Raw genomic sequence first — 26,198 nt, 5'->3', positions numbered from 1 at the left:
GCAAGCTACTTGGATTCTGAATCGCCGATCAGCAACCGCACGGCCAGGTCCAGCCGCTTGCTGACGTCGGTCGCCGAGGCGCGGCGGGTGAGCCAGGCGAGCAGGTTCGACAACCACACGTCGGAGATCACCCGGGCGATGTGGTACTGGTCCTCGGTCGGCTCGCCGTCGGCCATCGCGCGCGCGAACATGGAGTCGATGAGCTTTTCGACCTGGTCGACCTCGCTGGCCGCCGACGCGTCGGCGAAGACGTAGGCGCGCGTCATCGCCTCGGTCAGCAGCGGATTGCGTTGCATCGCCCGGTTGAGCTTGCCCACCATGAAGTTGAGCCGCTGAAACGGTGTGCCGCCCGTCATCGCCGAGCGGTCCGTCTTGGCATCGATGCGGCCGAACTCGCGGCCCAGCGCCGAGACCAGCAGGTGCACCTTCGACGGGAAATACCGGTACAGCGTCCCCACCGCCACGTCGGCGCGATCCGCCACCGCGCGCATCTGAACCGCCTCGTAGCCGCCCTTGGAAGCGATGGCCATGGTGGCATCCAGGATGCGCTTGCGGCGCTCCCGCTGCGCCTCCGACCCGAGTTCGGACTCCGCCAGGACCGCCACGTTCAAGACCTCGCGCGGCTGCGAGTCGGAAACGCGGCTCGAACTAGCCTTCGAGTTGGCTGGCATGTGACGGTTTGCTCCTGTTCCGGGCGGTTCGTCTGCAAACGATACGCATTCTGCGTGTGAATTTCCCACCTCCATACCGCCGGGGACAAGCGCATGTGCTGCTGCGATGGCGTTCGACTTGACGGTCGATCACTGGCACTATTAGAACACGTTCTAGTCTTCGGTGAGCGGGTTGCGCGCCAACTCATGGTGGAGACGTCCCCGCTTGCGGAAAGATCGGACAATCAGGACACGGGTGCCGGCCAGCCCCTTGTCACGTCGAGCCAAAGGACGCGGAGGTCCTCTCAGGTGGTAGCGACCGTCACCGACGAGCAGTTTGCCGCGCGCGCCCTGGTGCGCGACTGGGCCCGCAACGCGACGTCGGGCCCGGGCGGCACCGCGGCCATCCGCGACATCGAGCAGGGCAACCCCGACGCGTGGCGGCCGGTGTTTTCCCGGCTCGCCGAACTGGGGATCTTCGGCGTGGCGATCCCGGAGGAATCGGGCGGGGCGGGCGGGTCCATCGAAGACCTGTGCGCGATGGTCGAGGAAGCGGCCAAGGCGCTGATCCCCGGCCCGGTCGCGACCACCGCGCTCGCGACGCTCGTGGTCACCGACCCCGAACTGCTGGAGGCGCTGGCCGCCGGGGAGCGCTTCGCCGGTCTGGGGCTCGAAGGCGACCTGCGGTTCGACGGCGCGACGTCGACGGCGTCGGGGACCGTGCCGTTGGCGCTGGGCGTCGCCGACGGTGGCGTGCTGTTGGCGCCGGCCGATGGGACCTGGGTCCTGATCGACGCCGGCGCCGAGGGCGTGCGGGTCGAGCCGCTACAGGCCGCCGACTTCTCCCGGCCGCTGGCGCGGGTGGTACTCAGCTCCGCCCCGGCCACGCCCGTGTCGGAAAACGGCGAGCGCGTCGAGGAATTGGCCGCGACAATCCTGGCCGCAGAGGCCGCCGGCATCACCCGATGGGCGCTGGAGACCGCCGTCGACTACGCCAAGGTGCGCGAGCAGTTCGGCAAGCCGATCGGCAGCTTCCAGGCCATCAAGCACCTGTGTGCCGAGATGTTGTGCCGCGCCGAGCAGGCCGAAGTGGCCGCGGCCGACGCCGCGCGCGCCACGGCCGACGGCGACCCATCCCAGTTCTCCATCGGGGCGGCCCTGGCCGCGAGCACGTGCATCGCCGCCGTGAAGGCCAACGTCAAGGACTGCATCCAGGTGCTCGGCGGCATCGGCTGCACGTGGGAGCACGACGCGCACCTGTACCTGCGCCGGGCGCACGCCATCGGCCGGTTCCTGGGCGGGCCCGAGCGCTGGCTGCGGCGCATCACCGCGCTCACCCAGGACGGCGTGCGCCGGCGCCTCAGCTTGGACCTTTCTGACCTCGACGAGGTCGAGAGCAGCCGCGCCGAGATCGCCGCGGCCGTCGCCGAGATCGCCGAACTGCCCCCCGAAAAGCGGCAGGTGGGTCTGGCCGAGGCGGGCCTGCAGGCGCCGCACTGGCCGAAGCCGTACGGGCGCGCCGCGTCCCCGGCCGAGCAGCTGCTGATCGATCAGGAACTGGCCGCGGCCGGAGTCGAACGGCCCGACCTGGTGATCGGCTGGTGGGCGGCACCGACCATCCTCGAGCACGGCACTCCCGAGCAGATCGAGCGATTCGTGCCGGGGACGTTGCGCGGTGAATTCCTATGGTGCCAACTGTTTTCCGAGCCCGGCGCGGGCTCGGACCTGGCATCGCTGCGCACCAAGGCGGTGCGTACCGACGGCGGGTGGAACCTGACCGGGCAGAAGGTGTGGACGTCCGCGGCGCACAAGGCGCGCTGGGGCGTATGCCTGGCCCGCACCGACGCCGATGCCCCGAAACACAAAGGCATCACCTACTTTCTGGTCGACATGAAATCGCCCGGCATCGACATCCGGCCGCTGCGCGAGATCACCGGCGACTCACTGTTCAACGAGGTGTTTTTGGACAACGTGTTCGTGCCCGACGAGATGGTGGTCGGTGCGGTCAACGACGGCTGGCGGCTGGCCCGCACCACGCTGGCCAACGAGCGGGTGGCGATGGCCAACGGCACGGCGCTGGGCAACCCGATGGAAGAGCTGTTACAGCTTTTGGCGGCAACCGATCTCGACGTCGCCGAGCAGGACCGACTCGGGCGGCTAATCATCCTGGCGCAGACCGGCGCGCTGCTGGACCAGCGCATCGCCCAATTGGCCGTGGGCGGCCAGGACCCCGGCGCGCAATCCAGTGTGCGCAAGCTGATCGGCGTCCGTTACCGCCAGGCGCTGGCCGAATTCACGATGGACGCCGCCGAGGGCGGCGGCCTCGTCGACCGCCGGGCCGACGACGACCGAGCGGTGTTCGACTTCCTCAACACCCGCTGCCTCACGATCGCGGGCGGCACGGAGCAGATCCTGCTCACGGTCGCGGCCGAGCGCTTGCTCGGTCTGCCCCGCTAGCCGAGATCGGCTGCGGCGGCGTGTAATTCGCGCAGCGCCTCGCACGCCATGGAGCCCAGGTCTCCGTCTTCGTCCGGCTCGCCCCAGCGGGCGTAGGCCGTCTTGAACGCCAGCGCGCCGAGCTCGGCGGCCAATACCGCCGTCGGCTCGGGCACGCCGCGGGCCTGCAGCGCTTCGGCCACCGCCCGCGCCAGCCCAATCTGTTTGAGCGCGTTGCGTTCTTGAAGTTCGGTGCTCGCCGCGATAGCGGCCTTGAGCCGGGGCGCGAGATCCCGGTTGAACGACGTGAACGCCGCCGCGGCCGACCTCAGGCCGGAGCACACGGCGGCCAGCGGCGTCGCGTCGGCGGGCGCCGCGGCGATGCCCTCGCGCAGCAGTTGCGCGATCGCATCCTGGCCGGCCGCAAGCACGTCCCGCTTGTCCGGGAAGTGCCGAAAGAACGTGCTCTTCGTCAGGCCGGCGCGCTCGGCGATCTGCGTCACGGTCGTCTCGTCGTAACCCCGTTCGTTGAACAGGTCGAGTGCCGCGCCGACCAGGCGTTCGCGCGCATCGGGTTCCCACCGAGCCATGGCCCCACCCTAGTGATGCGACCATTGTCCCGTCACGGGTGTACGGTGATGGGACAACTGTCGCATCACATGAAGGGGCTTCTCGTGCGCGTATTCGTCACCGGCGCCAGCGGAGGAATCGGCTCGGCCGTCGTCACAGAACTGCTCGCCGCCGGTCATCAGGTCGTCGGCCTGGCGCGCTCGCACGCGTCGGCCGCGACCATCAGCGGACTCGGCGGCGAGCCGCTGCGTGGCGACATCACCGACCTCGATGCCTTGCGACGGGCGGCCGACAAGGCCGACGGCGTCGCCTACCTGGCTTTTTCGCACGACTTCACCGGTAGCGACGTGATCGGGGACGCGATCGGGGACGAGGCCCGCGCGCTCGCCGCGCTCGGCGACGCGCTGGCCGGCACCGGCAAGCCGCTGGTGGTCGCGAACGGTACCCCGGTAGTGGCCGGGCGCCCGAGCACCGAAGACGACCCGTTCACCGTCGAGGGCCCGGTCGCCGGGCGCGGCCGTACCGGACAAGCCGTCATCGACCTGGCCGAGCGCGGCGTCCGATCGGCCGTAGTGCGGCTGCCGCGGTCGGTCCACGACGCCGGCGGGCGCTACGGCTTCGCGGGCATCCTAATTCAGATCGCGCGGCAACGCGGGGTGTCGGGCTTCGTGGGCGACGGCGCGCAACGCTGGCCCGCCGTGCACCGGGACGACGCGGCGTCCTTGTTCCGGCTGGCCCTCGAGGAGGCCCCGGCCGGGTCGGTGCTGCACGCGGTGGGTGACGAGGGGGACCCGATGCGGGCGATCGCCGAGGTGATCGGCCGTCGGCTCGGCGTGCCCGTGGAATCCGCCGCGGCCGAGGGCTTCGGTCCGCTCGGCGCCGTCTTCGCCGTCGACCAACCATCGTCTGGTGCGCTGACCCGCCGGCGTTTCGGGTGGGAACCCGCGGGCCCCGGCCTGCTCGAGGACCTGGAAACCGGCGACTATCCCGACTAACGCGCTACGAGAAAGTGGTCTGCGCGCAGGTGCTGGGGGACGTGATGTTGACCCCCGAGTAGACGACCTGGATGTGGGTGCAGGCGATGACGTTGTTGTCGGTCTTAGGCTGTCCCGTCTGCCAATCGGTGGAGTCGATGCGCCCGTTGGTCTGGTATTTCTCCGGGGGGCCCTCACCCATGTAGATCGTGGTGATTTCGTCGGAGCCCATCGACTTGTGGACCCGCTCGTACTGGCCGTCGGCGTGCGCGTCGAGGTAGGCCAGCCGGTTCGAGGAGCGGATCTCGGTGGTCTGGCGGGCCCACAGGCCGGGCGGGAAGCCGGTCACCCCGTCGGGCGTGAGCATGTCGGCGCCGGCGGTGAAGTCGCAGTGGCCGTCGGATTTGAAGCAGTTGAGGATCACCCGCGTCTCGAGCTGGTTGGGCCCGTCCAGCGGGAACAGCGTGGTGGCGGTGTTGCTCGCCGCCGCGCACACCCCGGCAGGCAGCAACATCGGCAGCGCCGCGGCGACCGCGAATCCCGATACCAGCCGCATCATCGGCGCTGTCCCTTCCCGTTTGCTGACCCCAAGGGTGAACCTAGCCCCGCGACTACTCGTCGTAGGTCACTTCTACCGAATCAGATTCGGGGTGGGATTGACAGGCCAGGATGAGGCCCTCGTCGAGGTCCTGCTGCTCGAGCACATCGTTGACCTCCATGTTGACCTTGCCGCTGCGCAGGGTGCAGGCGCAGGCGCCGCAGTGACCCTCGCGGCAGGAGAACGGCGCGTCGAGGCCCTTGGCCAGCAGCACGTCGAGCAACTTGGCGTTGCGCGGCCACGACACGGTGTGGGTTTCGCCATCCAGCTCCACCACCGCGGTGGCCGGCGGCTGGTCGCCCTCGGGGGTGTCCTCGATCTTCACCGCCGCGAACGGATCCGATTCCAGCGACTTGAACACTTCGATATGTATTTGCGGTGCAGGAACTTTCAGCGTTTCCAGCGCCTCTTTGGCGGATTCCATGAACGCACCCGGGCCGCAGATGTACACGGGCCGGTCCGTGTAGGGGGCCGCCAGCTTGGACAGCGCGGCGACGCTGGGCAAGCCCTGCAGCGATTCCAGCCAGTGCACGATGGTGAGCCGGTCGGGGTATTTGGCGGACAGCTCGCGCAGCGCCTCGCCGAAGATCACCGAATTCTCGTCGCGGTTGGCGTAGAGCAGCGTGACCTGCCCGCCACCGTCGGCCAGCGCCGACTTGCAGATCGACATGATCGGGGTGATGCCGCTGCCCGCGGCCATCAGCAGGAAGTCGTCGCCCAGCGTTTTCGGCACGAAGTTGCCTGACGGGGCCAGCACGTGGATCCGCATGCCCACCCGGGCGTTGTCGCACAGCCAGTTGGAGGCGTACCCGTCGGCGGTCCGCTTGACCGTGACGGCCAGGGCGTCGTCGGTGAACGGCGAGCTGCACAGCGAATAACAGCGCGCCACCGACCCGGTGCGCTCGCTGGGAACGCGCAGCGTCAAGAACTGGCCCGGCGAGTAGCGCAGCCGCTCGGGCGGGATGTCGGGGTCCCCTTCGTCGTCGGGCACCGCAAACACCAGCGAGCGCGCATCGTCGGTCTCGGCGATGACCTCGGCGATCTGCAGTTCAAGGACGTGGTCACCGAGTGGCTCGTCGGGTACGTGGTCCAGATCAGCCTCGGTCAAGGCCCGTGCCTTCCTGTCGTCGCAACTAGAACATGTTACAGAAAAGTGGATTCGTATCGCTACCAGCCGCAGGAATACCCTGCTCGACACAAATCGGAACGTGTTCTAGTCTCTGGTGTAAGTCCGCTGTGTAAGTCTGGCCCAGGAGGCAAACTTAAGTGACGTCCATTCAACAGCGTGATGCGCAGTCGGTTTTGGCTGGCATCGATGATCTGCTTCCGCAGATTCGGGAACGCGCTCAGGCGACGGAGGATCTGCGGCGGCTGCCCGACGAGACCGTTCGGGATCTGCAGGACGTGGGCTTCTTCACCTTGCTGCAGCCCGAACAGTGGGGCGGCCTGCAGTGCGATCCGACGCTGTTCTACGAGGCGGTCCGGCGGCTGGCCAGCGCCTGCGGCTCCACCGGCTGGGTGAGCTCCATCATCGGCGTGCACAACTGGCATCTGGCGCTGTTCGACCAGCAGGCCCAGGAGGAGGTCTGGGGCGAGGACCCCAAGACGCGGGTGTCCTCGTCGTACGCCCCGATGGGCGCGGGCGTGGTCACCGACGGCGGATACCTGGTCAACGGCGCGTGGAACTGGTCCTCGGGCTGCGACCACGCAACGTGGGCATTCCTGGGTGGCCCGGTGATCAAGGACGGCCGCCCGGTCGACTTCGGCAGCTTCTTGATCCCGCGCAGCGAGTACCGCATCGACGACGTGTGGCATGTCGTCGGTCTGCGCGGCACCGGCAGCAACACCGTCGTCGTCAAGGATGTCTTCGTGCCGCGGCACCGGTTTTTGTCCTACAAGGCGATGAACGACGGCACCGCGGGCGGGTATGAGACCAACAACGCCGCGGTCTACAAGATGCCTTGGGGCACAATGCATCCCACCACTATCTCGGCGCCGATCGTCGGCATGGCCTACGGCGCGTACGACGCGCACGTCGAGCACCAGGGCAAGCGGGTGCGCGCGGCGTTCGCCGGCGAGAAGGCCAAGGACGACCCGTTCGCCAAGGTCCGCATCGCCGAGGCGGCCAGCGACATCGACGCGGCGTGGCGCCAGCTGAGCGGCAACGTCGCCGACGAGTACGCGCTGCTGTCGGCCGGCAAGGAGATCCCGTTCGACCTGCGCGCCCGCGCCCGCCGTGACCAGGTGCGCGCCACCGGCCGTGCGATCGCGTCCATCGACCGGCTGTTCGAGGCGTCCGGCGCCACCGCCCTGGCCAACGACCAACCGGTGCAACGGTTCTGGCGTGACGCGCATGCGGGCCGGGTGCACGCGGCCAACGATCCCGAGCGGGCCTACCAGATCTTCGGGAACAACGAGTTCGGGTTGCCGCCCGGCGACACGATGGTCTGAGCCGTGACGGCGACAACGGGGGAGATCACTTTCGAGTCCACCTCGCGCTTCGACGAGGTGGACGTCGACGGTCCGCTGAAGCTGCACTACCACGAGGCGGGGGTAGGCAACGAACAGACGATCGTGCTGTTGCACGGCGGCGGTCCCGGAGCGGCGAGTTGGACGAACTGGTCGCGCAATATCCCGGTGCTCGCCGAGCGGTTCCACGTGCTCGCCGTCGACCAGCCCGGCTACGGCCATTCCGACAAGCGCGCCGAGCACGGGCAGTTCAACCACTATGCGGCCCGGGCGCTCAAGGGTCTCTTCGACCAGCTCGGGCTGGGACGCGTTCCGCTGGTGGGCAATTCGCTGGGCGGGGGCACCGCGGTGCGGTTCGCCCTGGACTACCCCGAGCTGGCCGGGCGCCTGGTGCTGATGGGTCCCGGTGGGCTCAGCATCAACCTGTTCGCGCCCGACCCCACCGAGGGCGTCAAACGGCTGGGCAAATTCTCGGCCGAGCCCACCCGGGAAAACCTCGAGGCGTTCCTGCGGGTGATGGTCTACGACCAGAAACTGATTACCGACGCACTGATCGACGAGCGCTTCGCGTTGGCCAGCACGCCCGAATCGCTGACGGCGACCCGGGCGATGGGAATGTCGTTCGCGGGCGCCGATTTCGAGCTCGGCATGATGTGGCGCGAGGTGCACCGCCTGCGCCAGCCCGTCCTGCTGATCTGGGGCCGCGAGGACCGCGTCAATCCCCTGGACGGCTCGCTGGTTGCGCTCAAGACCATTGCGCGTGCGCAGCTTCACGTTTTCGGGCAATGTGGGCACTGGGCGCAGGTGGAGAAGTTCGACGAGTTCAACAAGCTCACCATCGATTTCCTGGGAGGTGCGTGATGAGCATCCGTTCGCTGGGCTACCTGCGCATCGAGGCCACCGACATGGCGGCCTGGCGTGAGTACGGCCTGAAGGTACTCGGCATGGTCGAGGGCAGCGGCAACGTCGAGGGCGCGCTGTATCTGCGGATGGACGATTTCCCGGCCCGGCTGGTGATCGTGCCCGGCGAGCGCGACCACCTCATGGAGGCCGGCTGGGAGTGCGCGAACGCCGAAGGCCTGCAAGAGATCCGGAATCGGCTCGACGTGGAGGGCGTCCCCTATAAGGAAGCCACCGCCGCACAATTGGCGGATCGCCGCGTCGTCGAGATGATCCGGTTCTCCGACCCGTCGGGCAACTGTCTGGAGGTCTTTCACGGCGTCGCCCTGGAACACCGCCGGGTGGTCAGCCCCTACGGACACAAGTTCGTCACCGGCGAGCAGGGCCTGGGACACGTCGTGTTGTCTACCCGCGACGACGATGAGGCGTTGCACTTCTATCGCGACGTGCTGGGGTTCAAGCTGCGCGACTCGATGCGGATGCCGCCGCAGGTGGTGGGCCGGCCCGCCGACGGGGCGCCCGCGTGGCTGCGCTTCTTCGGCTGCAACCCGCGCCACCACAGCCTGGCCTTCCTGCCGCTGCCGACCCCCAGCGGCATCGTGCACCTGATGATGGAGGTCGAGAACGCCGACGACGTCGGGCTGTGCCTGGACCGGGCGCTGCGCCGCAAGGTGCCCATGTCGGCCACCCTGGGCCGTCACGTCAACGACCTGATGCTCTCGTTCTACATGAAGACACCCGGCGGGTTCGACGTTGAATTCGGTTGCGAGGGAAGGCAAGTCGAAGACAACGACTGGGTCGCCCGGGAGAGCACGGCGGTCAGTCTGTGGGGCCACGACTTCACGGTCGGCATGCGCGGCTGACCATGGCGGCTCCCATCGATCCGCGAACCTTCCGGCAGGTGCTGGGGCAGTTCTGCACCGGCATCACCATCATCACCACCGTGCACGACGACGTCCCTGTCGGCTTCGCGTGCCAGTCCTTTGCGGCGCTGTCGCTGGATCCGCCGCTGGTGCTGTTCTGCCCGACCAAGGTGTCGCGGTCCTGGAAGGCCATCGAGGCCTCCGGCCGGTTCTGCGTCAACATGCTGACCGAGAGCCAGAAGCACGTCTCGGCCCGGTTCGGCTCCAAGGAACCGGACAAGTTCGCCGGCATCGACTGGCACCCTTCCGATCTCGGTTCGCCGATCATCGACGGGTCGCTGGCCTACATCGACTGCACGGTGGCCTCCGCGCACGACGGGGGCGACCACTTCGTGGTGTTCGGTGCGGTGCAATCGCTTTCGGAGGCGCCCAAGATCAAGCCGCGGCCGCTGCTGTTCTATCGCGGTGAGTACACCGGCATCGAACCCGACAAGACGACGCCGGCGCAGTGGCGCGACGACCTCGAAGCCTTCCTCACCACCACCACGCAGGACACCTGGCTTTAGTCCGGCGACGATGCGCGCCGTGAAGCGGCGTGGGAGGAGTCGGACAATCGAATTTAGTCCGGCGACGATGCGCGCCGTGAAGCGTCCTACCGGTTGCGGCGCTCGGCCGGTATGTCGACCGTGGGGGAGTTGTCCGGTATCGGCTGTTCCTGGCTCCAGGCGGAGTCGCGGTCGGCGGCGGCGTTGTCGCCGGTCTCGGCCTTCGCCTTCGGGTCGAGGCGCTCGGCGTGCTTCCACTGTTCGTCCAACTGTTCGCGTGAGGACGCCGCCTCGGTCTGATGGGTTGACGCCCGATCCTGCAACCGGGCGGCTTCTGCCGCCTTGACCTCGGCTTCGGCCTGTGCGGCACGGGCTTTCGCGGCCGTCTCGGCGGCCAGCGCCTCGCGGCGCTCGACCTTGGCGGTCTCCAACTTGGCTCGTTCGCGGATGCCCTCGGCTTCCCGCTCGCGGCGGCGCATGCGCGCTCTGCGGGCGGCGACGGCGAGGGCGACGATCACGAGGATCGCCACGACTGCGGCGATGACGATCCAAACGGTGTTGCTGTTCATGATGGGCTCCGGTTCGAGGGTGTGTGGCGGCGCTGCAGCCCGTCTCAACCGGGATTCCCCAGATCCGACAGAAATGAAACGAGCCGAGCAGCGCCGCCCTATTGCGCGTAAGTGGTTTCGGTGTTGGCGTCTTGAAACATTTCCGAGACGATGAGCCAGGATCCATCGCCTTGCCGTTGGAGCGCACGCAGCGAAAAATTGTCGCGATCGATCGTCCCGCCGTTGACGAGCCCCTGCCCTTTCACCTGTAAGTGTGCGGAGACCAGCACCACGTCCGGGGTCAGCACCCGGAAGCTCGTTTCCGGCGGTCCGCTGAGTTCGCCCCGGTTGAAGTTGTCGTCGGCGAAGAGCCCACGCAGGTACTCGACGATGTGGTCACGGCCGCGCTTGACGGTCCCGAACGCGTTGACCCAGTCGGCGTCGTCGGCGTACACGTGTCGCAAGGGCTCGGCGTCGCGGTCGTCGAACGCTTTCAACAGGGTCAGCAGCGTCTTGCCGATGGCTTCCTGGTCCGAGGCCGGTAGCTCCGAAAAGTCGGTCATGCGCGGAAATGCTAAACGTTCGGCGAGAATAGCTATATGGCATTGGACCTGACCGGATACTTCGAGCGGGTTGGTTACGACGGCCCCGTGGAACCAACGCTGGACGTTGTGCAAGGACTCATGACCGCGCACACCGGGTCGATCCCGTTCGAAAACCTCGATCCGCTGATGGGGGTGCCGGTCGACGACCTGAGCCCGCAAGCCCTGACCGACAAGCTGGTGTACCGGCGCCGCGGTGGCTACTGCTACGAGCAGAACGGCCTGATGGGTTACGTGCTGGCCGAGATCGGGTTCCGGGTGCGCCGCCTGGCCGGGCGGGTGGTCTGGATGCTGCCGCCCGACGCGCCGCCCAGCGCCCTGACCCACACGGTGCTGGCGGTGACTTTCCCGGGCTCGCAGGGTTCGTATCTGGTCGACGTCGGCTTCGGTGGCCAGACGCTGACGTCGCCCATCCGTTTTGAGACCGGAACCGCCCAGCAGACGACGCACGAGCCCTACCGGCTCAACGACCACGGCGACGGCCTGATGCTGCAGGCCCTGGTCCGCGACGAGTGGAAACCGCTGTACGTGTTCGGCACCCAGACCGTGCCGCAGATCGACCTGAGGGTGGGGAGCTGGTACGTCTCCACGCACCCCGAATCGCATTTCGTGACCGGCCTCATGGTGGCGCTGACCACCGATGACGCCCGCTACAACCTGGCCGGCCGGAACCTGAGCATCCACCGCGCCGGCGGCAGCGAGAAAATCCGCCTCGACGACGCGTCGGCCGTCGTCGAGGTGCTCGGTGAGCGGTTCGGCATCGACGTGGCCGGCATCGGTGAACGCGCCGCGTTCGAGGCGCGCATCGAGCAGGTGCTGGACGCCTAGTCCACCTCGGTTAGCGGGACGAAAGCCACGGGCCGAGCCGCCGCACCGCTTCCTCGATGTCGGCGGTGGGCCCGGCGAAGGACAGCCGGACGAACGAATTGCCGCGGGTGGTGTCGAAGTCGATACCGGGCGCGATGGCAATTCCGGTCTCTTCCAACAGTTTTGAGCAGAACTCGATCGAGTTGTCGGTGAAGTCCGAAACATCGGCGTAGACGTAGAAGGCGCCGTCGGTGGGGGCCAGCCGGTCGATGCCGATGCCGCGCAGCCCGTCGAGTAGCAGCGAGCGGTTGGTCGCGTAGTGGTGCAAATGACCGTCGGCTTCCGCGGTGGCCGCCGGGGTAAAGGCCGCCACCGCGGCGAGTTGCGAGAGGACGGGCGGACAGATGGTGAAGTTTCCGGTGAGGCACTCGACCGCGCGGCGCAACTCCGCCGGCACCAACAGCCAGCCCAGCCGCCAGCCTGTCATCGCGTAGTACTTCGAAAAGCTGTTGACCACCACGGCATTTCGCGATGTCTGCCATGCGCAGCTGGTCGGCGGCGCGCCCTCGTATACCAGCCCGTGGTAGACCTCGTCGCTGATCAGCCGCGCTCCGGACGCATCGCACCAGGAGGCGATCGCGGCCAGCTCCTCCGGAGCGATGACGGTTCCGGTGGGATTGGCTGGGCTCGCCACGATGACGCCCTGCACCGGGGGATCGAGCTCGGCGAGCATCCGCGCGGTGGGTTGAAAGCGGGTCTGCGGCCCGCAGGGGATCTCCACCACCTCGCATCCCAGTGCCGACAGGATGTTTCGGTAGCACGGATAGCCGGGGCTGGCCAGCGCCACGCGGTCGCCGACGTCGAAGCAGGCCAGGAAGGTGAGCAGGAAACCTCCCGAGGAGCCCGTGGTGATCACCACCGCATCGGGTTCGACGTCCAGGCCGTGCTGGCGTCGGTAATCCGCGGCGATCGCGGCTCGCAGCTCCGGAATGCCCAGCGACACCGAATAACCCAGCTCGTTGGAATGCACGGCCGCCGCGGCGGCGGCCCGCACCGGTTCGGGTGCTCCCACGCTGGGTTGGCCCGCCGAAAGGTTGACCAGATCGCCGTGGCTGCGCTGTCGTTCGGCGGCCGCCAACCAGACATCCATCACATAGAAGGGTGGGATGCCCGCGCGCAGCGAGACACGATCGGTCACGACGTCTTGAGTACCTCGGATTCCAGCCGGTTAAGCAAGCGCTGTGGCGAATCCAGCAGGTGCGTGCTGCCGTGGGCGCGTTTGAAGTACAGGTGCATGTCGTGTTCCCAGGTGATGGCGATGCCGCCGTGCAGCTGGATGCCTTCGGCGGCCACGGTGTTCAGGGCCTCGGTGGCGGCCAGCCGGGCGGCGGCGGCGTTGGTGGGGGTGGGGTCGTCACACGCGTCGGACACGACGGCCTTGGCCGCGGCGACCGTGACATACAGGTCGGCCATCCGATGCTTGAGCGCCTGGAAGCTGCCGATCGGCCGGCCGAATTGCACTCGGTCCTTGGCGTATTCGACGGTCAGCTCCAGGCAGCGTTCGGCGGCGCCGATCTGCTCGGCGGCCAGCAGCACGGCGGCTTTGTCCGCCAGGCCCGGGTCCGTGCCGATTGCCTCGGATTCCTCCGGTTGCACCCGCGCCAGGCGCCGGGTCGGGTCCATGGTGGTGACGGGCTGCGCGCTGAACCGGGTCCACCTGCTCAGCCGGCCGTCCTCGGCGGCGACGACGACGTCGGCGACGTCGCCGTTGACCACGTAGTCGGGATCGAGCACCAGCGCGCCGATCGCGGTGCCCTCGGCCAGGGCCTCCAGCGTCGCGGTATCCGGCTCGGCGGCGCTGAGCACCGCCAGCTCGGCCAGGGTGGTGCCCAGCAGCGGGGAGGGCACCAGCGCGCGGCCCAGCTCCTGCAAAACCGCTGCGGCATCGGCCAATTCACCGCCGGCGCCACCCAGCCCCTCGGGTATCACCAGCGCCGCGGCGCCGACCTGCTCGCACAGCAGCTGCCAGAGCGATTCGTCGTAGCCGCGCTCGGATTCCATGGCGGCGCGTACCGCCGCCGGGCCGGCGTGCTTGGCCACCAGGGCGGCGACAGTCTCACGGAGCAGCTCGCGTTCTTCAGTGGTCGTCACAACGCCTCCAGCACTCGCCGTCGATGTTCTTCCGGTGTGCCCCAGGCCGAGCGCAGCGCCTGCACCCGCAGCAGCAACAGCGACAGGTCGTGTTCCTGGGTGAACCCGATCGCGCCGTGGGTCTGCAGCGCCGACCGCGCGGCCAGCAGTCCCGCCTCGGAGGCCGCCGCCTTGGCCGCGCTCACGTCGCGGGGGTCCAGCGTCAGCGCCGCACCGTGTACCAGCGGCCGGGCCAGTTCGATGGCGATGTGCACATCGGCGAGCTTGTGTTTGATCGCCTGATACGAGCCGATCACCCGGCCGAACTGGGTGCGTTGTTTGGCGTAGTCGACGGCGGCGTCGCGCAGCGCCTCGGCGGCACCGACCAGGTGCGCCGCGGTAGCCAGAGCGCCGAACTCGTAGGCGCGCTTGACATCCGCGTCCCACGACGACCCGGTCGGGGTCACGTCATACAGGCGGCGGCTGGGGTCGACGGACTCGTGCCGGTCACCCGCGGTGGCCTCGGTGGTCCCGTCGTCACCGGCCAGCAGCACCAAACCGGCCACGTCGGCGTCGACGGCGCGCGGTACCCGCGGCGGCAGCGCGACCGTGGCGATGAGCTCGCCAGACGCGAGCCCCGCGCACCGCTCGGCATGTTCGTCGGAGGCGAGCAATATCGGTGCCACAGCGATGGATTCGACCACCGGGCCTGGCACACACCAGCGCCCGAGGCGCTCGAGCGCGACGACCAGGTCGATCGGGTCCGCCCCGATGCCGTCGAACTTCTCGGGTACGGCCAGTGCGGTGACACCCAGGTTGGCCAGTTGCTCCCACACCTTGCGGCCGGGCGCGGTGTCGCCCGCGGCCCACGCGCGCACGGCACCGGGCAGGTCCGCCGCGCCGAGCGCGGCGTCGATGCTGGCCGCGAAGTCACGCTGCTGTTCGTCTAGCGCAAATTTCACTTCTTGCCCCCGGACTTCTCGCGCGGTAGGCCCAGCAACCGCTCGGAGATGATGTTGCGCTGAATTTCGTTGGTGCCGGCGTAGATCGGGCCACCGAGCGCGAACAGAAGACCTTCGGTCCACGGGCTGGCGAGTTCCCCGTCCGCGGCCAGGATGTCGAGCGCGATCTGGTGCAGTTCGACGTCGAGGTCGGACCAGAACACCTTGGTCACCGAAGATTCGGCACCCAGCTCGCCGCCGAGGGCGAGCCTGGTCACCGTCCCGAAGGTCTGCAGCCGGTAGGCCTGCGCCTTGATCCAGCCGTCGGCGACCCGGTCGGCGAACGCCGCCGGTGACCCGGCCTCCTTCCACAGCTGCACCAAACGTTCGGCCGTCGCCAGGAAGCGCGCCGGGCTGCGCAGCGACATGCCGCGTTCGTTGCTCGACGTGCTCATGGCGGCCCGCCAGCCTTCGTGCGGCGTGCCGATCACGTCCTCGTCGGGAACGAAGACGTCGTCGAGGAAGATCTCGCCGAATCCGGTGTCACCGCCCAGCTGGACGATCGGGCGCACCGTGACGCCCTTGGCCTTCAGGTCGAACATGAAGTAGGTCAGCCCGTTGTGGCGCTCGGCGCCGGGGTCGGACCGGAACAGCCCGAATCCCCGCTCGGCGAACGGCGCCCGTGAGCTCCAGATCTTCTGGCCGTTGAGCAGCCAGCCGCCGTCGGTCGCCGTAGCGGTGGACCGCAGCGACGCCAGGTCGCTGCCGGACTCGGGCTCCGACCACGCCTGCGCCCAGATCTCCTCGCCGCTGGCCATTTTCGGCAGGATCCGGTCCTGCTGCTCTTCGGTGCCGTGCGCGAACAACGTCGGGGCCAGCATTGAGGTGCCGTTGGCGCTGGCCCGGCCGGGCGCCCCGGCCCGGAAGTACTCCTCTTCGAACACCACCCAGTGCAGCAGCGGTGCGTCGCGGCCGCCGTAGCGCTTCGGCCAGGTGATCACCGAAAGTCCGGCATCGAACAGCACCCGGTCCCAATTCCGGTGCTGGGCAAAGCCTTCGGCGTTGTCGTATGACTTCGTCGGGATCGACTCGGCGTTGGCCGACAAGAATTCCCGGACTTCGGCTTGGAAGGTCAAGGTGTCGTCGTCTAGATCCAGATCCATCAGCCCAGCTCTCGCAGTTGTGGTTTGACCACCTTGCCGCCCGCATTGCGCGGCAACGCGTCGACGAACCGCACCGACCTCGGTGCCTTGAAGTTCGCCAAATACTCACGGGTGTAAGCGATCACAAATTGTTCGTCGAGTTCGGCGCCGGGCCGGGTCACCAGGAACGCTCGGCCGACTTCGCCGAGACGCTCGTCGGGAACGCCGATCACCGCGACGTCGGCCACACCGTCGAGCCGGGCCAGCACCTGCTCGATCTCCGCTGGGTACACGTTGAATCCGCCGCAGATGTACATATCTTTGAGCCGGTCGGTGATGCGTAGGTTTCCGGCCGCGTCGAGCACACCGATATCACCGGTGTGCAGCCAACCGTCGGCGTCGATGGCGGCCGCGGTGGCCGCCGCGTCGTCGAGGTAGCCCAGCATCACATTGGGCCCGCGCAGCAACACCTCTCCCGATTCGCCGGATTCGCCCGCGTCGATGCGCAATTCGAAGTCCGCGAACGGGCGCCCGCAGGTGGTGGCGACGGTGACCGCGTCGTCCTCGGCGCGGCACATGGTCCCCATGCCGTTGGCCTCGGTGAGCCCGTAGGCGGTCAGCACGATGTCGATGTCGAGTTCGGACTGCATGCGCTCGACCAGCACGACCGGCACGGTGGCCGCGCCGGTCACCGCGAAGCGCAGCGAGCTCAGGTCGTAGTCGCCACGAGCCGGATGATCGAGCAGGGTCTGGTAAATCGTTGGCGGGCCGGGCAATACGGTGATGCGGTGTTGCTCGATCGCCTGCAGGGCGCGCAGCGGGTCGAAGGTGAGGTGGGGGATCAGCGTCGCGCCGGTCTGCAGGCAGGCCAGGATGCCGGCCTTGTAGCCGAAGTTGTGAAAGAACGGGTTGATGCACAGGTAGCGATCGTCGCCGGTGATCTTGCCGTTGGCCGCCCACGACGCCGAGGCCGACAGTGACTGCCGGTGCGCGCACAGCACGCCTTTGCTGCGCCCGGTGGTGCCGGACGTGAACAGGATGTCGCTGACGTCGTCGGGCGTGACCGCCGCGGCGCGGGCGGCCACCGCGTCGAGGTCCGTGCCGCCCGCGATGAAGTCCTCCCAGGTGCCATCCGTCGCGTCGATCGGTATCCGCACGATGTGCCGCAGCGCGGGCAGGGCCGCCCGATCCAGATCCGCGACGCGGTCGTTGCCCAGGAACTCGCCCATGCCGAACAGCACTGGCGCCTCGACGCGGGCCAGGATGTCACCGGCCTCCGCGGCCGTGTAGCGGGTGTTCAGCGGAACCATTGCCGCGCCGGCGTGGTGGATAGCCAGGCAGGCCACCACCCAATGCCAGGTGTTGGGCGACCAGATCGCCACCCGGTCGCCGGCCTGCACGCCCAGCGCTATCAACGCGGCCGCCGCCCGGTGCACCTCATCGCGCAGGGTCGCGAAGGTGAACGACCGTTCCTCGGTGACCAACGCGTCGTGATCGGGGAGCTGGCGCGCGAAACGATCCAGCGCCGCGGGCACGGTGCGGGGATCGTTGGTCATCGGCGCTTCTCCTACGGCGGCCTAACAAAGCAAGTGCTTGGTAGGTTAGCCTACAAGGCATGCAGGACGTCGAGGAGTTCCGGGCAGAGGTCCGCTCTTGGCTCGCCGACAATCTGGTCGGTGAATTCGCAGCTCTCAAGGGCCTCGGCGGTCCCGGCCGTGAGCACGAGGCCTTCGAGGAACGCCGGGCCTGGAACCAACATCTGGCCAAGGCCGGACTGACCTGCCTGGGCTGGCCCGTCGAGCACGGCGGCCGCGGCCTTTCCACCGCGCACCGGGTGGCGTTCTACGAGGAGTACGCCCGCGCCGACGCCCCGGACAAGGTCAATCACTTCGGCGAGGAGTTGCTGGGGCCGACCCTGATCGCGTTCGGGACGCCCGAGCAGCAGCAGCGTTTCCTGCCCAAGATCCTCGACGTGACCGAGCTGTGGTGCCAGGGCTATTCGGAGCCCGGCGCCGGCAGCGACCTGGCCAACGTGGCGACCACCGCCGAACTCGACGGCGACGAGTGGGTGATCAACGGCCAGAAGGTGTGGACGTCGCTGGCGCACTGGGCGCAGTGGTGCTTCGTGGTGGCGCGCACCGAGAAGGGCTCCAAGCGCCACGCCGGGCTGTCGTATCTGCTGGTGCCGCTGGATCAGCCGGGTGTACAGATCCGCCCGATCATCCAGCTGACCGGCGACTCGGAATTCAACGAAGTGTTCTTCGACGACGCCCGCACCGAGGCCTCCCTGGTGGTCGGCGAGCCCGGTGACGGCTGGCGCGTCGCCATGGGCACCCTGACCTTCGAGCGCGGCGTCTCGACGCTCGGACAGCAAATCCGTTACGCCCGTGAGCTTTCCAACCTGGCCGAGCTCGCCCAGCGGACCGGCGCGGCCGACGATCCGTTCATCCGCGAGCGGCTGACCCGGGCGTGGACCGGGCTGCGGGCCATGCGTTCGTACGCGCTGGCCACGATGGACGTCGAAGGAGGCGGCCAGGCCGCCGGGAAAGATAACGTGTCGAAGCTGTTGTGGGCCAACTGGCATCGCGACCTGGGTGAGCTGGCGATGGACGTCGTCGGCAAGCCGGGTCTGACGCTGTCCGACGGCGAGTTCGACGAGTGGCAGCGGCTGTTCCTGTTCACTCGCGCCGACACCATCTACGGCGGGTCCAACGAGATCCAGCGCAACATCATCGCCGAGCGGGTGCTCGGCCTACCCCGAGAGGCCAAGGGATGAGTCTGTCCGAAGCTCCCAAAGAGATTGCCGGACACGGACTTCTGCAGGGCAAGGTGGTGGTGGTGACCGCCGCCGCCGGCACCGGCATCGGCGCGGCGACCGCGCGTCGGGCGCTGGCCGAGGGGGCCGACGTGGTGGTCTCCGACCACCACGAGCGACGCCTGGGGGAGACGGCCGAGCAGCTCGCCGCGCTCGGGCAGGGCCGCGTCGAGAGCGTGCTGTGCGACGTGACGTCCAGCGCCCAGATCGACGCGCTGTTCGCGTCGGCCACTGCGCGGTTGGGGCGCATCGACGTCCTGGTCAACAACGCCGGGCTGGGCGGGCAGACGCCGGTGGTCGACATGACCGACGAGGAATGGGACCGCGTCCTGGACGTGACGCTGTCGTCGGTGTTCCGGGCCACCCGAGCGGCGCTGCGTTACTTCCGAGAGGCGCCGCATGGCGGCGTGATCGTCAACAACGCCAGCGTTCTGGGCTGGCGGGCCCAGCACTCGCAGGCGCACTACGCCGCCGCAAAGGCGGGCGTGATGGCGCTGACCCGCTGCAGCGCAATCGAAGCCGCGGAGTACGACGTGCGGATCAACGCGGTGTCACCGAGCATCGCGCGGCACAAGTTCCTGGAGAAGACGTCGTCGTCGGAGTTGCTCGACCGCCTCTCGGCCGGCGAGGCGTTCGGCCGGGCCGCCGAGCCCTGGGAGATCGCGGCCACCATCGCCTTCCTCGCCAGCGACTACTCGAGCTACCTGACCGGCGAGGTCATCTCGGTATCCAGTCAGCACCCGTGAGCGCCGCCCGCTAGCCAAGCAAGCGCTTGGTTGATACTCTGGTCGGGTGGACCGAGTGACCGGTCAGGCGAACAGCCGGCGAGACGAGCTGCTGGACCTCGCCGCGACCATGTTCGCCGAGCGGGGCCTGCGCGCCACCACCGTGCGCGACATCGCCGACGGCGCCGGCATCCTGTCCGGCAGTCTCTACCACCACTTCTCCTCGAAAGAGGAGATCGTCGACGAGCTCCTGCGCAGCTTCCTGGACTGGCTGTTCGCCCGCTACCGCGAGATCGTCGACAGCGAGGCCAACCCGCTGGAGCGGCTCAAGGGGCTGTTCATGGCGTCGTTCGAGGCGATCGAGCACCGGCATGCGCAGGTCGTCATCTACCAGGACGAAGCCCAACGACTGCTGTCGCAGCCCCGGTTCTCCTACATCGAGGACATGAACCGGCAACAGCGCAAGATGTGGCTCGAGCTGCTCCACCAGGGCGTCGATGAGGGCTATTTCCGGCCCGAGCTCGATGTCGACCTTGTCTACCGTTTCATCCGTGACACCACGTGGGTGTCGGTGCGCTGGTATCAGCCCGGCGGGCCGCTCACCGCGCAGCAAGTGGGTCAGCAATATCTCGCCATCGTGCTTGGCGGAATTACGAAAGAAGGAGTCTGAACATGGCTCGTGTCAGCGACGATGCAGAGCGAAGCGATGAGGAGGAGCGACACAATGGCTGAGGCGTATGTCATCGATGCGGTGCGTACCGCGGTCGGCAAGCGCGGCGGATCGCTCGCCGGGGTGCACCCGGTTGACCTGGGCGCGCTGGGATGGCGTGGACTGCTCGACCGGGTCGACGTCGACCCCGCCGCCGTCGACGACGTGATCGCCGGCTGCGTCGATGCCATCGGCGCGCAGGCCGGCAACATCGCCCGTCTCTCGTGGCTGGCCGCCGGCTATCCCGAAGAGGTGCCCGGTGTCACCGTCGACCGGCAGTGCGGCTCCAGCCAGCAGGCCATTTCGTTTGGCGCACAGGCGATTCTGTCCGGCACCGCCGACCTCATCGTCGCCGGGGGCATGCAGAACATGAGCCAGATCCCGATCTCGTCGGCCATGACCGTCGGCGAGCAGTTCGGCTTCACCTCACCGACCAACGAGTCCAAGCAGTGGCTGCACCGCTACGGCGACCAGGAGATCTCCCAGTTCCGCGGCTCGGAGCTGATCGCCGAAAAGTGGAACCTGTCGCGCGAAGAGATGGAACGCTACGCGCTGACCAGTCACGAGCGCGCCTTCGCGGCGATCCGCAGCGGCCACTTCGACAACGAAATCATCACCGTCGAAACCGAATCCGGACCGTTCCGGGTCGACGAAGGGCCGCGCGAGTCGTCCCTGGAGAAGATGGCCGGGCTCAAAACGCTGGTCGAGGGCGGCCGGCTGACGGCGGCCATGGCCAGCCAGATCTCCGACGGGGCCAGCGCCGTGCTGTTGGCGTCCGAGCAGGCCGTCAAGGAGCATGGGCTCAAGCCCCGCGCCCGCATCCACCACATCAGCGCCCGAGCCGCCGACCCGGTCTTCATGCTGACCGGGCCGATTCCCGCGACCCGCTATGCCCTGGACAAGACCGGGCTGTCGATCGACGACATCGACACCGTCGAGATCAACGAGGCCTTCGCGCCGGTGGTTTTGGCCTGGCTCAAGGAAGTCAAGGCCGACCCCGAGAAGGTCAACCCCAACGGCGGCGCGATCGCGCTCGGGCACCCGCTGGGCGCCACCGGTGCCAAGCTGTTCACGACCATGCTCAACGAGCTGGAGCGCACCGGCGGCCGCTACGGCCTGCAGACGATGTGCGAGGGCGGGGGCACCGCCAACGTCACGATCATCGAGCGCCTGTAGCTCCCGGGGCCCCCTTTCTCGCGCCGAGCGTGAACTATGCGACGCTTGCTCGGCGTGTCGCGCTGCAGGATTCACACTCGGCCGAAGTGTCGGTGGGTAGTGCCAGCATTCGCCCATGGAAGAACACCCGTGGCCCTTCTTGGCCTCGGAGGCGTTGGCAGCGAAGGCCATCCCGGAACGGGCTATGCGGCTCTTGTACCAACCGGTCTACCCGGGTGTCTACGCTCCGGCCGGCGTCGGACTGACCGCAGGCCAGCGCGCGTCCTCGGCGTGGTTATGGTCGCGACGAAGGGCGGTCGTTGCGGGCAATTCGGCCGCTGCGTTGCTCGGCGCGAAATGGGTTAGTCCTGCGCTCGATGTTGAGCTGGTACACGACAACCGGCGGCCACCCAGCGGGATCACGGTGCACACCGATACCTTGGGCCCGCACGAAACATCCGTCGTCGACGGTGTTCTGGTCACCTCACCTGCGCGCACTGCCTTCGATATCGGGCGCCGGACAGTCCCGCGGTTACAGGCTGTGCAACGGCTCGACGCCCTCATGAACGCAACCGACGCGAAGGTAAGCGACGTTCAGGCCGTCATCGCCGAGCACCCCGGGACGCGGGGATTGGTCCGGCTGCGTCGAGTGCTGCCTCTTGTCGATGGTGGCGCGGAGTCCCCACAGGAGACGCGAACTCGCTTGGCGCTACTAGACGCGGGATTTCCTGTTCCTCGTACCCAGATTCCCGTTGTCGTTCCTGGCGGCTATCTCATTGCACGCATCGACATGGGTTGGGAGGAATTCCTTGTCGGAGTGGAATACGACGGGGCGCAGCATTGGACGGACCCGATGCAACGCAACCGCGACATCGATCGTCACGCCGAACTCTTTGAGAATGGCTGGACGATCATCCGGGTGAGCGGCGACATGCTCAGGTACCGCCAGGGCACGCTCGCCCACCGGGTTGGCTCAGCACTGACCGCCGCCGGTTGGCGTCCCTGACCTCGACAGTGAATTCCGCGACACCCCGTCGGCGTGTCCCGTCGCAGAATTCACACTCGGCGCGACAGGCGGTTAGCCCTCGATCAACCCGGCAGCCGACTGCAGGTGCTCGATCGCGTCGCGGACAATCGAATCGATCAGCTCCGCGCACGACGGCAGGTCGTCGAGGATGCCGGCGACCTGCCCGGAGGCCAGCACCCCGGCCTCCGTATTGCCTTCCACCAAGCCGGCTTTCAACAGCATCGGGGTATTGGCCGCCATCACGACCTGCGACCAGGTCAGCTCCTTGCCGTGCCGCATCGCCAGGCCGTCGCTGATCATCGACCGCCACGTCATCCGTGACATGTGCTTGAATTTGGCCGCGTTGCGCACCGCCGCGGTGAGACCCCGCACCGGCGAACCGTTTTCCAGCTTCTCGACCAGGCCGGTACGCAGCACCCGGTGCGGCATGCCGTCGACGCGGGTGGTGACGACGGTGCCGTCCAGCGCCGATTCCAGATAGCGCCGCTTGACTTCGTCGGGCACGGTCGAGTCCGAGGTGAGCAGGAAGCGCGTGCCCATCGCGACGCCGGCGGCGCCGTAGCTCAATGCGGCGGCCAGCCCGCGCCCGTCGAAGAATCCGCCCGCGGCGATGACGGGGATGCCGGTGCCCCGCACGGCGTCCAGCACCGAGGGCAACAGCAGCGTCGTGGCGACCGGCCCCGTGTGCCCGCCACCTTCTCCACCCTGCACGATCATCGCGTCGGCGCCCCAGCCCGCGACCTTGCGGGCGTGCTTGGCCGCGCCGATCGACGGAATCACCACCGCGCCTGCCTCTTTGAGCCGGGCGATGAGCTCCTGCTTGGGGGCCAAGGCAAAGGACGCCACTTTGACGCCTTCGCGGATCATCAGGTCGACCCGGTCGCCGGCGTCGGCCGCGTCGGCGCGGATGTTCACGCCGAACGGCTTGTCCGTCGTCGCCTTGACCTTGGCGATGGCCGTCGCCAATTCGTCCAGCGTCATGGTGGCCGACGCCAAAATGCCCAGCCCGCCCGCGTTCGCGGTGGCCGACACCAGGCGGGCACCTGCCACCCAGCCCATTCCGGTTTGCACGACCGGGTGCTCGACGCCGACCAGCTCGGTCAGCGGCGTGCGCAGCTTGGTCATCAACGGATCTCTCGGTCGCGCAGCGCCTTCGGATCGATGACCTCGCGGATCAGGCGCAGCTCGTCGTCGGTGGGCAGCCGGGTCTCCTCGGCGTCCTCGAGGCCATGGATCTCGAACGAGGTGGCTTCGCGAACCTCGTCCGGCGACACCCCGAGATGCAGGCTCAGTGCCCGCATGGTCCGGTCGGGGCCGCCGAAGTCGAACACACCGAGGTTCGACACCACCCGATACGTGTTGGCGAAGCGGAACGCCGGATTGTCGGGATCCACGTTGTCCCAACCGATCCCGCAGACGATGTCGACCTTCTCGCAGAACACCCGCTTGGAATGGTTGCCCACCCAGTAGCTGGTCGCGTGGTTGATGGCGTTACCCGGTGCGCCGCGGACACCGAACATCTGGCGTTTGGGCTGCTGCAACGGGCCGAACGCCGAGATGTTCTGATTGCCAAAGCGGTCAACCTGATTGGCGCCCATCACCACGTGGCGCCGGCCCCAGGCCAACGTTTCGAACACGCGGCCGAACGGCATCCAACCCTCGATCTTGTTTGGGGCTCCGGCGCCCCCTAGGGCCGGGGTCTCGGCCAGCAGTTGGGCCTCGCCGTCGGTCAGCAGGATGTCCGGCGAAAAGGTCAAGCGGGCCAGCCGCGCCCCGACCGAGGCCATGTTGGTCATCGGGCTGACCATGATCTCGCCCGCATCCCTGAACAATTCGGCGCACGCGACGGCGCACACTTCGGCTCTGGTGCTGCTCACTTTCCGGCCTCCTCGTTGAAAGCGCGCACGGCCGCTTGATAATCCTCTTCGGTGCCCGACAAATAGGTTTGCACGAACTGTTGCCAGCCCTCATCGGTCGAGGCCGCCTCGGCGTAGTGCCGCTGGAACTTCTCGTCGCGCCCGTAATCGGGTGCGGCGGTGGTGAAGTGGGCGCCGTTGGGTGCCTCCACGACGCCATCGACCATCATGCGGTTGACCAGCAGCGCCTGCGGAGGGACCGCCTTGACCAGCTCTTGGGTCGACACGACGCGCTCCACCGACAGAAAGCGCTTCTCGGCGGCCATCAAGAACAGGTCGTCGAAGTAGGGGTCGATTCCGGTGTAGGCCGCATTGCCTTGCGCATCACCGAGATTGAGGTGCACGAAGGCGGCGTCCAGGCGCAGCGCCGGCATCGCGATCAGCGTCTCGTGGCCGCCATCCGTGGGGTACGGCGAAGTGACGGTCTGCAGCTCGCCCTCCCAGAAGTCGGGCACCGAGCTGCCCAGCCCGGCCCGGATCGGCAGGAATGGCAGACGTTGCGCGGCGGCCTGCAATCCGCAGCGCAGCATGCCCTCATCCATCTCCCGGGCCTCGATCGCGCCATTGGCACGGGATTTGGCGAACCACGGGTCGTAGAAGGGCGGGGAGTCCAGCGAGACGAACCCGTAGTAGACGCGCTTGACCTTGCCGGCCGAGCACAGCAGGCCCAGGTCCGGCCCGCCGTAGGCGACCACGGTCAGGTCGGTGACGTCGGTGCGCAGCAGGGCGCGCACGAACGCCATCGGCTTGCGCCGCGATCCCCAGCCGCCGATCCCGATGGTCATGCCGCTGCGCACCTGCGCGACGGCCTCGTCGAGGGTGGTTCTCTTGTCTGACACTATGCGCCGCTCCTCCTCATCGCTTCGTTCTGCATCGTCGCCGGCAGCTAAGACTTCTCACCCTTCGTCGTACCGGCAAACGCGTCGCGGTGCTCATCGGACACCCCGGCGAGGTTGAGTTCGAACGTAAACCCTTGCTCCATGCGGTAACTCGAGTTGACTCGTTGCACGTCGATGAGGTTCAGCGCCTCCTTGGCCGCCCGGATGACCCGGGTGTCCTTGGCGGCGATGTCCCGCGCGACCCGCAACGCGGCCTCGTTCAGCTGGTCGCGCGGCACCACCTCGTGCACCGAACCGAAGTGGTGCAGGGTGGCGGCGTCGACGGTGGCGGCGGTGAAGAACAGCCGTCGCATCAAATGCTGGGGCACCAGCCGGGACAGGTGGGTGGCCGCGCCCAGCGCGCCCCGTTCCACCTCCGGCAGCCCGAAGGTGGCGTCCTCGGAGGCGACGATGACGTCGGAGTTGCCGACCAGGCCGATGCCGCCGCCGACGCAGAATCCGTTCACGGCCGCGACGACGGGCACCGCGCACTCGTAGACCGCGCGGAACGCGGCGAAGCAGCCGCGGTTGGCGTCGATCAGCGCAGTGAATCCCTCGGTGCGCTGCATCTCCTTGATGTCGACCCCGGCGTTGAAGCCGCGGCCCTCGGCCCGGAGGATGACGACGTGGGTTTCGGGGTCCTGGCCTGCCGCGGTGATGGTGTCGGCCAGGTCGAACCAGCCGCGCGACGGGATGGCGTTGACGGGCGGGAAGTCGACGGTAACCGCGACGATGCCCGGTTCGGTGGTGGTGGATGTGATGGTCAAGGTGCCACTTCCTTGTGGGGGTAACTACCTA

At 68.0% G+C, this 26,198-nt stretch carries 27 protein-coding genes; 12 read left to right on the top strand and 15 right to left on the bottom strand.

What is annotated here, in order from left to right; translation table 11 throughout:
- Positions 1 to 5: 5 nt before the first annotated feature.
- On the bottom strand, positions 6 to 605 hold the full coding sequence (kstR, locus tag ACZ50Z_RS17950) for a cholesterol catabolism transcriptional regulator KstR (protein ID WP_464484753.1): 600 nt from the start codon (positions 603 to 605) through the stop codon (positions 6 to 8).
- 354 nt (positions 606 to 959) lie between these two features.
- Here kstR and ACZ50Z_RS17945 point away from each other — a divergent pair, with 354 nt between their 5' ends.
- Positions 960 to 3,107 carry an acyl-CoA dehydrogenase family protein gene (locus tag ACZ50Z_RS17945; protein WP_464484752.1) on the top strand — a complete coding sequence of 716 codons (2,148 nt, stop codon included), beginning with the start codon at positions 960 to 962 and terminating at the stop codon, positions 3,105 to 3,107.
- On the opposite strand, the gene ACZ50Z_RS17940 is transcribed toward ACZ50Z_RS17945, so the two are convergent.
- The gene (locus tag ACZ50Z_RS17940) at positions 3,104 to 3,676 is read right to left on the bottom strand and encodes a TetR/AcrR family transcriptional regulator (RefSeq protein ID WP_464484751.1); all 573 of its coding nucleotides are present in this window, start codon (positions 3,674 to 3,676) and stop codon (positions 3,104 to 3,106) included. The genes ACZ50Z_RS17945 and ACZ50Z_RS17940 overlap by 4 nt on opposite strands.
- A gap of 84 nt (positions 3,677 to 3,760) precedes the next feature.
- Here ACZ50Z_RS17940 and ACZ50Z_RS17935 point away from each other — a divergent pair, with 84 nt between their 5' ends.
- Positions 3,761 to 4,651: an SDR family oxidoreductase gene (locus tag ACZ50Z_RS17935; RefSeq protein WP_464486294.1), complete on the top strand. Its 891-nt coding sequence runs from the start codon at positions 3,761 to 3,763 to the stop codon at positions 4,649 to 4,651.
- A 4-nt stretch (positions 4,652 to 4,655) separates the two neighbouring features.
- On the opposite strand, the gene ACZ50Z_RS17930 is transcribed toward ACZ50Z_RS17935, so the two are convergent.
- Both ACZ50Z_RS17930 and ACZ50Z_RS17925 read right to left on the bottom strand, forming a co-directional pair.
- Positions 4,656 to 5,189, bottom strand: coding sequence for a hypothetical protein (locus ACZ50Z_RS17930; RefSeq protein ID WP_464484750.1), 534 nt, complete (start codon positions 5,187 to 5,189; stop codon positions 4,656 to 4,658).
- A gap of 52 nt (positions 5,190 to 5,241) precedes the next feature.
- Positions 5,242 to 6,321 (bottom strand): 2Fe-2S iron-sulfur cluster-binding protein, encoded by a 1,080-nt coding sequence (locus ACZ50Z_RS17925; protein ID WP_464486293.1) that lies wholly within the window; start codon positions 6,319 to 6,321, stop codon positions 5,242 to 5,244.
- A gap of 173 nt (positions 6,322 to 6,494) precedes the next feature.
- Between ACZ50Z_RS17925 and hsaA the strand changes: the two genes are divergently transcribed.
- The 4 genes from hsaA to hsaB are packed head-to-tail and all read left to right on the top strand — an operon-like array spanning position 6,495 to position 10,026.
- On the top strand, positions 6,495 to 7,679 hold the full coding sequence (gene hsaA, locus ACZ50Z_RS17920; RefSeq protein WP_464484749.1) for a 3-hydroxy-9,10-secoandrosta-1,3,5(10)-triene-9,17-dione monooxygenase oxygenase subunit: 1,185 nt from the start codon (positions 6,495 to 6,497) through the stop codon (positions 7,677 to 7,679).
- A 3-nt stretch (positions 7,680 to 7,682) separates the two neighbouring features.
- Positions 7,683 to 8,558, top strand: coding sequence for a 4,5:9,10-diseco-3-hydroxy-5,9,17-trioxoandrosta-1(10),2-diene-4-oate hydrolase (gene hsaD, locus ACZ50Z_RS17915; RefSeq protein WP_464484748.1), 876 nt, complete (start codon positions 7,683 to 7,685; stop codon positions 8,556 to 8,558).
- The gene (hsaC, locus tag ACZ50Z_RS17910; RefSeq protein WP_464484747.1) at positions 8,558 to 9,460 is read left to right on the top strand and encodes an iron-dependent extradiol dioxygenase HsaC; all 903 of its coding nucleotides are present in this window, start codon (positions 8,558 to 8,560) and stop codon (positions 9,458 to 9,460) included. Before hsaD ends, hsaC begins: the two co-directional genes overlap by 1 nt.
- Before the next feature lie 2 nt (positions 9,461 to 9,462).
- The gene (hsaB, locus tag ACZ50Z_RS17905; protein ID WP_464484746.1) at positions 9,463 to 10,026 is read left to right on the top strand and encodes a 3-hydroxy-9,10-secoandrosta-1,3,5(10)-triene-9,17-dione monooxygenase reductase subunit; all 564 of its coding nucleotides are present in this window, start codon (positions 9,463 to 9,465) and stop codon (positions 10,024 to 10,026) included.
- Positions 10,027 to 10,112: 86 nt separating this feature from the next.
- Here hsaB and ACZ50Z_RS17900 read toward each other — a convergent pair whose 3' ends face one another.
- Positions 10,113 to 10,574 (bottom strand): hypothetical protein, encoded by a 462-nt coding sequence (locus tag ACZ50Z_RS17900; RefSeq protein WP_464484745.1) that lies wholly within the window; start codon positions 10,572 to 10,574, stop codon positions 10,113 to 10,115.
- A gap of 98 nt (positions 10,575 to 10,672) precedes the next feature.
- Positions 10,673 to 11,116, bottom strand: a complete 444-nt coding sequence (locus ACZ50Z_RS17895; RefSeq protein WP_464484744.1) for a YybH family protein — start codon at positions 11,114 to 11,116, stop codon at positions 10,673 to 10,675.
- 36 nt (positions 11,117 to 11,152) lie between these two features.
- Between ACZ50Z_RS17895 and ACZ50Z_RS17890 the strand changes: the two genes are divergently transcribed.
- Positions 11,153 to 11,983, top strand: coding sequence for an arylamine N-acetyltransferase family protein (locus ACZ50Z_RS17890; RefSeq protein ID WP_464484743.1), 831 nt, complete (start codon positions 11,153 to 11,155; stop codon positions 11,981 to 11,983).
- A 10-nt stretch (positions 11,984 to 11,993) separates the two neighbouring features.
- On the opposite strand, the gene ACZ50Z_RS17885 is transcribed toward ACZ50Z_RS17890, so the two are convergent.
- From ACZ50Z_RS17885 to fadD3, 5 genes are read right to left on the bottom strand one after another with little or no spacing between them, the layout of a single operon-like run.
- The gene (locus ACZ50Z_RS17885; protein ID WP_464484742.1) at positions 11,994 to 13,160 is read right to left on the bottom strand and encodes a pyridoxal phosphate-dependent aminotransferase; all 1,167 of its coding nucleotides are present in this window, start codon (positions 13,158 to 13,160) and stop codon (positions 11,994 to 11,996) included.
- On the bottom strand, positions 13,157 to 14,113 hold the full coding sequence (ipdE2, locus tag ACZ50Z_RS17880) for an acyl-CoA dehydrogenase IpdE2 (RefSeq protein WP_464484741.1): 957 nt from the start codon (positions 14,111 to 14,113) through the stop codon (positions 13,157 to 13,159). The genes ACZ50Z_RS17885 and ipdE2 overlap by 4 nt, the downstream gene beginning before the upstream one ends.
- Positions 14,110 to 15,054 carry an acyl-CoA dehydrogenase family protein gene (locus ACZ50Z_RS17875; RefSeq protein WP_464484740.1) on the bottom strand — a complete coding sequence of 315 codons (945 nt, stop codon included), beginning with the start codon at positions 15,052 to 15,054 and terminating at the stop codon, positions 14,110 to 14,112. Before ACZ50Z_RS17875 ends, ipdE2 begins: the two co-directional genes overlap by 4 nt.
- Positions 15,051 to 16,196 (bottom strand): acyl-CoA dehydrogenase family protein, encoded by a 1,146-nt coding sequence (locus tag ACZ50Z_RS17870; protein WP_464484739.1) that lies wholly within the window; start codon positions 16,194 to 16,196, stop codon positions 15,051 to 15,053. Before ACZ50Z_RS17870 ends, ACZ50Z_RS17875 begins: the two co-directional genes overlap by 4 nt.
- On the bottom strand, positions 16,196 to 17,731 hold the full coding sequence (gene fadD3, locus ACZ50Z_RS17865) for a 3-((3aS,4S,7aS)-7a-methyl-1,5-dioxo-octahydro-1H-inden-4-yl)propanoate--CoA ligase FadD3 (protein ID WP_464484738.1): 1,536 nt from the start codon (positions 17,729 to 17,731) through the stop codon (positions 16,196 to 16,198). Before fadD3 ends, ACZ50Z_RS17870 begins: the two co-directional genes overlap by 1 nt.
- 59 nt (positions 17,732 to 17,790) lie before the next feature.
- Here fadD3 and ipdE1 point away from each other — a divergent pair, with 59 nt between their 5' ends.
- The 5 genes from ipdE1 (at position 17,791) to ACZ50Z_RS17840 (ending at position 22,585) form a co-directional block, all read left to right on the top strand.
- On the top strand, positions 17,791 to 18,951 hold the full coding sequence (ipdE1, locus tag ACZ50Z_RS17860; protein WP_464484737.1) for an acyl-CoA dehydrogenase IpdE1: 1,161 nt from the start codon (positions 17,791 to 17,793) through the stop codon (positions 18,949 to 18,951).
- A complete protein-coding gene (gene ipdF / locus ACZ50Z_RS17855; protein ID WP_464484736.1) occupies positions 18,948 to 19,736 on the top strand; it encodes a (5R,7aS)-5-hydroxy-7a-methyl-1-oxo-2,3,5,6,7,7a-hexahydro-1H-indene-carboxyl-CoA reductase in 789 nt (262 codons plus the stop codon). Before ipdE1 ends, ipdF begins: the two co-directional genes overlap by 4 nt.
- Before the next feature lie 46 nt (positions 19,737 to 19,782).
- Complete coding sequence (kstR2, locus tag ACZ50Z_RS17850) at positions 19,783 to 20,385, top strand: TetR family transcriptional regulator KstR2 (protein ID WP_464484735.1); 603 nt, start codon at positions 19,783 to 19,785, stop codon at positions 20,383 to 20,385.
- Positions 20,386 to 20,439: 54 nt separating this feature from the next.
- Positions 20,440 to 21,600 carry a steroid 3-ketoacyl-CoA thiolase FadA6 gene (fadA6, locus tag ACZ50Z_RS17845; RefSeq protein ID WP_464484734.1) on the top strand — a complete coding sequence of 387 codons (1,161 nt, stop codon included), beginning with the start codon at positions 20,440 to 20,442 and terminating at the stop codon, positions 21,598 to 21,600.
- Between the two features lie 115 nt (positions 21,601 to 21,715).
- On the top strand, positions 21,716 to 22,585 hold the full coding sequence (locus ACZ50Z_RS17840; RefSeq protein ID WP_464484733.1) for an endonuclease domain-containing protein: 870 nt from the start codon (positions 21,716 to 21,718) through the stop codon (positions 22,583 to 22,585).
- A gap of 72 nt (positions 22,586 to 22,657) precedes the next feature.
- On the opposite strand, the gene ipdC is transcribed toward ACZ50Z_RS17840, so the two are convergent.
- The 4 genes from ipdC to echA20 are packed head-to-tail and all read right to left on the bottom strand — an operon-like array spanning position 22,658 to position 26,167.
- Entirely contained in the window at positions 22,658 to 23,731 is a 1,074-nt protein-coding gene (gene ipdC / locus ACZ50Z_RS17835) for a (3aS,4S,5R,7aS)-5-hydroxy-7a-methyl-1-oxo-octahydro-1H-indene-4-carboxyl-CoA dehydrogenase (protein WP_464484732.1), read from the bottom strand.
- Complete coding sequence (ipdB, locus tag ACZ50Z_RS17830) at positions 23,731 to 24,483, bottom strand: cholesterol ring-cleaving hydrolase subunit IpdB (protein ID WP_464484731.1); 753 nt, start codon at positions 24,481 to 24,483, stop codon at positions 23,731 to 23,733. Before ipdB ends, ipdC begins: the two co-directional genes overlap by 1 nt.
- The gene (gene ipdA, locus ACZ50Z_RS17825) at positions 24,480 to 25,361 is read right to left on the bottom strand and encodes a cholesterol ring-cleaving hydrolase subunit IpdA (RefSeq protein ID WP_464484730.1); all 882 of its coding nucleotides are present in this window, start codon (positions 25,359 to 25,361) and stop codon (positions 24,480 to 24,482) included. The genes ipdB and ipdA overlap by 4 nt, the downstream gene beginning before the upstream one ends.
- 47 nt (positions 25,362 to 25,408) lie before the next feature.
- The gene (echA20, locus tag ACZ50Z_RS17820) at positions 25,409 to 26,167 is read right to left on the bottom strand and encodes a (7aS)-7a-methyl-1,5-dioxo-2,3,5,6,7,7a-hexahydro-1H-indene-carboxyl-CoA hydrolase (RefSeq protein ID WP_464484729.1); all 759 of its coding nucleotides are present in this window, start codon (positions 26,165 to 26,167) and stop codon (positions 25,409 to 25,411) included.
- Between the last annotated feature and the right edge of the window lie 31 nt (positions 26,168 to 26,198).

The organism is Mycobacterium sp. NTMscope_MAC_269 (assembly GCF_976985695.1).
The sequence above is the reverse complement of the archived record's forward strand: the minus strand, read 5'-3'. Positions and strand labels throughout refer to the sequence as shown.

Excerpts from the sequence above, each read along its gene's own strand:
- ipdF (WP_464484736.1), top strand. The coding sequence starts at position 18,948 with ATGAGTCTGTCCGAAGCTCCCAAAGAGATTGCCGGACACGGACTTCTG.
- ACZ50Z_RS17900 (WP_464484745.1), bottom strand. The coding sequence starts at position 10,574 with ATGAACAGCAACACCGTTTGGATCGTCATCGCCGCAGTCGTGGCGATC.
- ACZ50Z_RS17940 (WP_464484751.1), bottom strand. The coding sequence starts at position 3,676 with ATGGCTCGGTGGGAACCCGATGCGCGCGAACGCCTGGTCGGCGCGGCA.
- hsaB (WP_464484746.1), top strand. The coding sequence starts at position 9,463 with ATGGCGGCTCCCATCGATCCGCGAACCTTCCGGCAGGTGCTGGGGCAG.
- ACZ50Z_RS17840 (WP_464484733.1), top strand. The coding sequence starts at position 21,716 with ATGGAAGAACACCCGTGGCCCTTCTTGGCCTCGGAGGCGTTGGCAGCG.
- ACZ50Z_RS17870 (WP_464484739.1), bottom strand. The coding sequence starts at position 16,196 with ATGGATCTGGATCTAGACGACGACACCTTGACCTTCCAAGCCGAAGTC.
- hsaC (WP_464484747.1), top strand. The coding sequence starts at position 8,558 with ATGAGCATCCGTTCGCTGGGCTACCTGCGCATCGAGGCCACCGACATG.
- ACZ50Z_RS17890 (WP_464484743.1), top strand. The coding sequence starts at position 11,153 with ATGGCATTGGACCTGACCGGATACTTCGAGCGGGTTGGTTACGACGGC.
- ACZ50Z_RS17930 (WP_464484750.1), bottom strand. The coding sequence starts at position 5,189 with ATGATGCGGCTGGTATCGGGATTCGCGGTCGCCGCGGCGCTGCCGATG.
- ipdC (WP_464484732.1), bottom strand. The coding sequence starts at position 23,731 with ATGACCAAGCTGCGCACGCCGCTGACCGAGCTGGTCGGCGTCGAGCAC.
- ipdE1 (WP_464484737.1), top strand. The coding sequence starts at position 17,791 with ATGCAGGACGTCGAGGAGTTCCGGGCAGAGGTCCGCTCTTGGCTCGCC.
- fadA6 (WP_464484734.1), top strand. The coding sequence starts at position 20,440 with ATGGCTGAGGCGTATGTCATCGATGCGGTGCGTACCGCGGTCGGCAAG.
- ACZ50Z_RS17895 (WP_464484744.1), bottom strand. The coding sequence starts at position 11,116 with ATGACCGACTTTTCGGAGCTACCGGCCTCGGACCAGGAAGCCATCGGC.
- fadD3 (WP_464484738.1), bottom strand. The coding sequence starts at position 17,731 with ATGACCAACGATCCCCGCACCGTGCCCGCGGCGCTGGATCGTTTCGCG.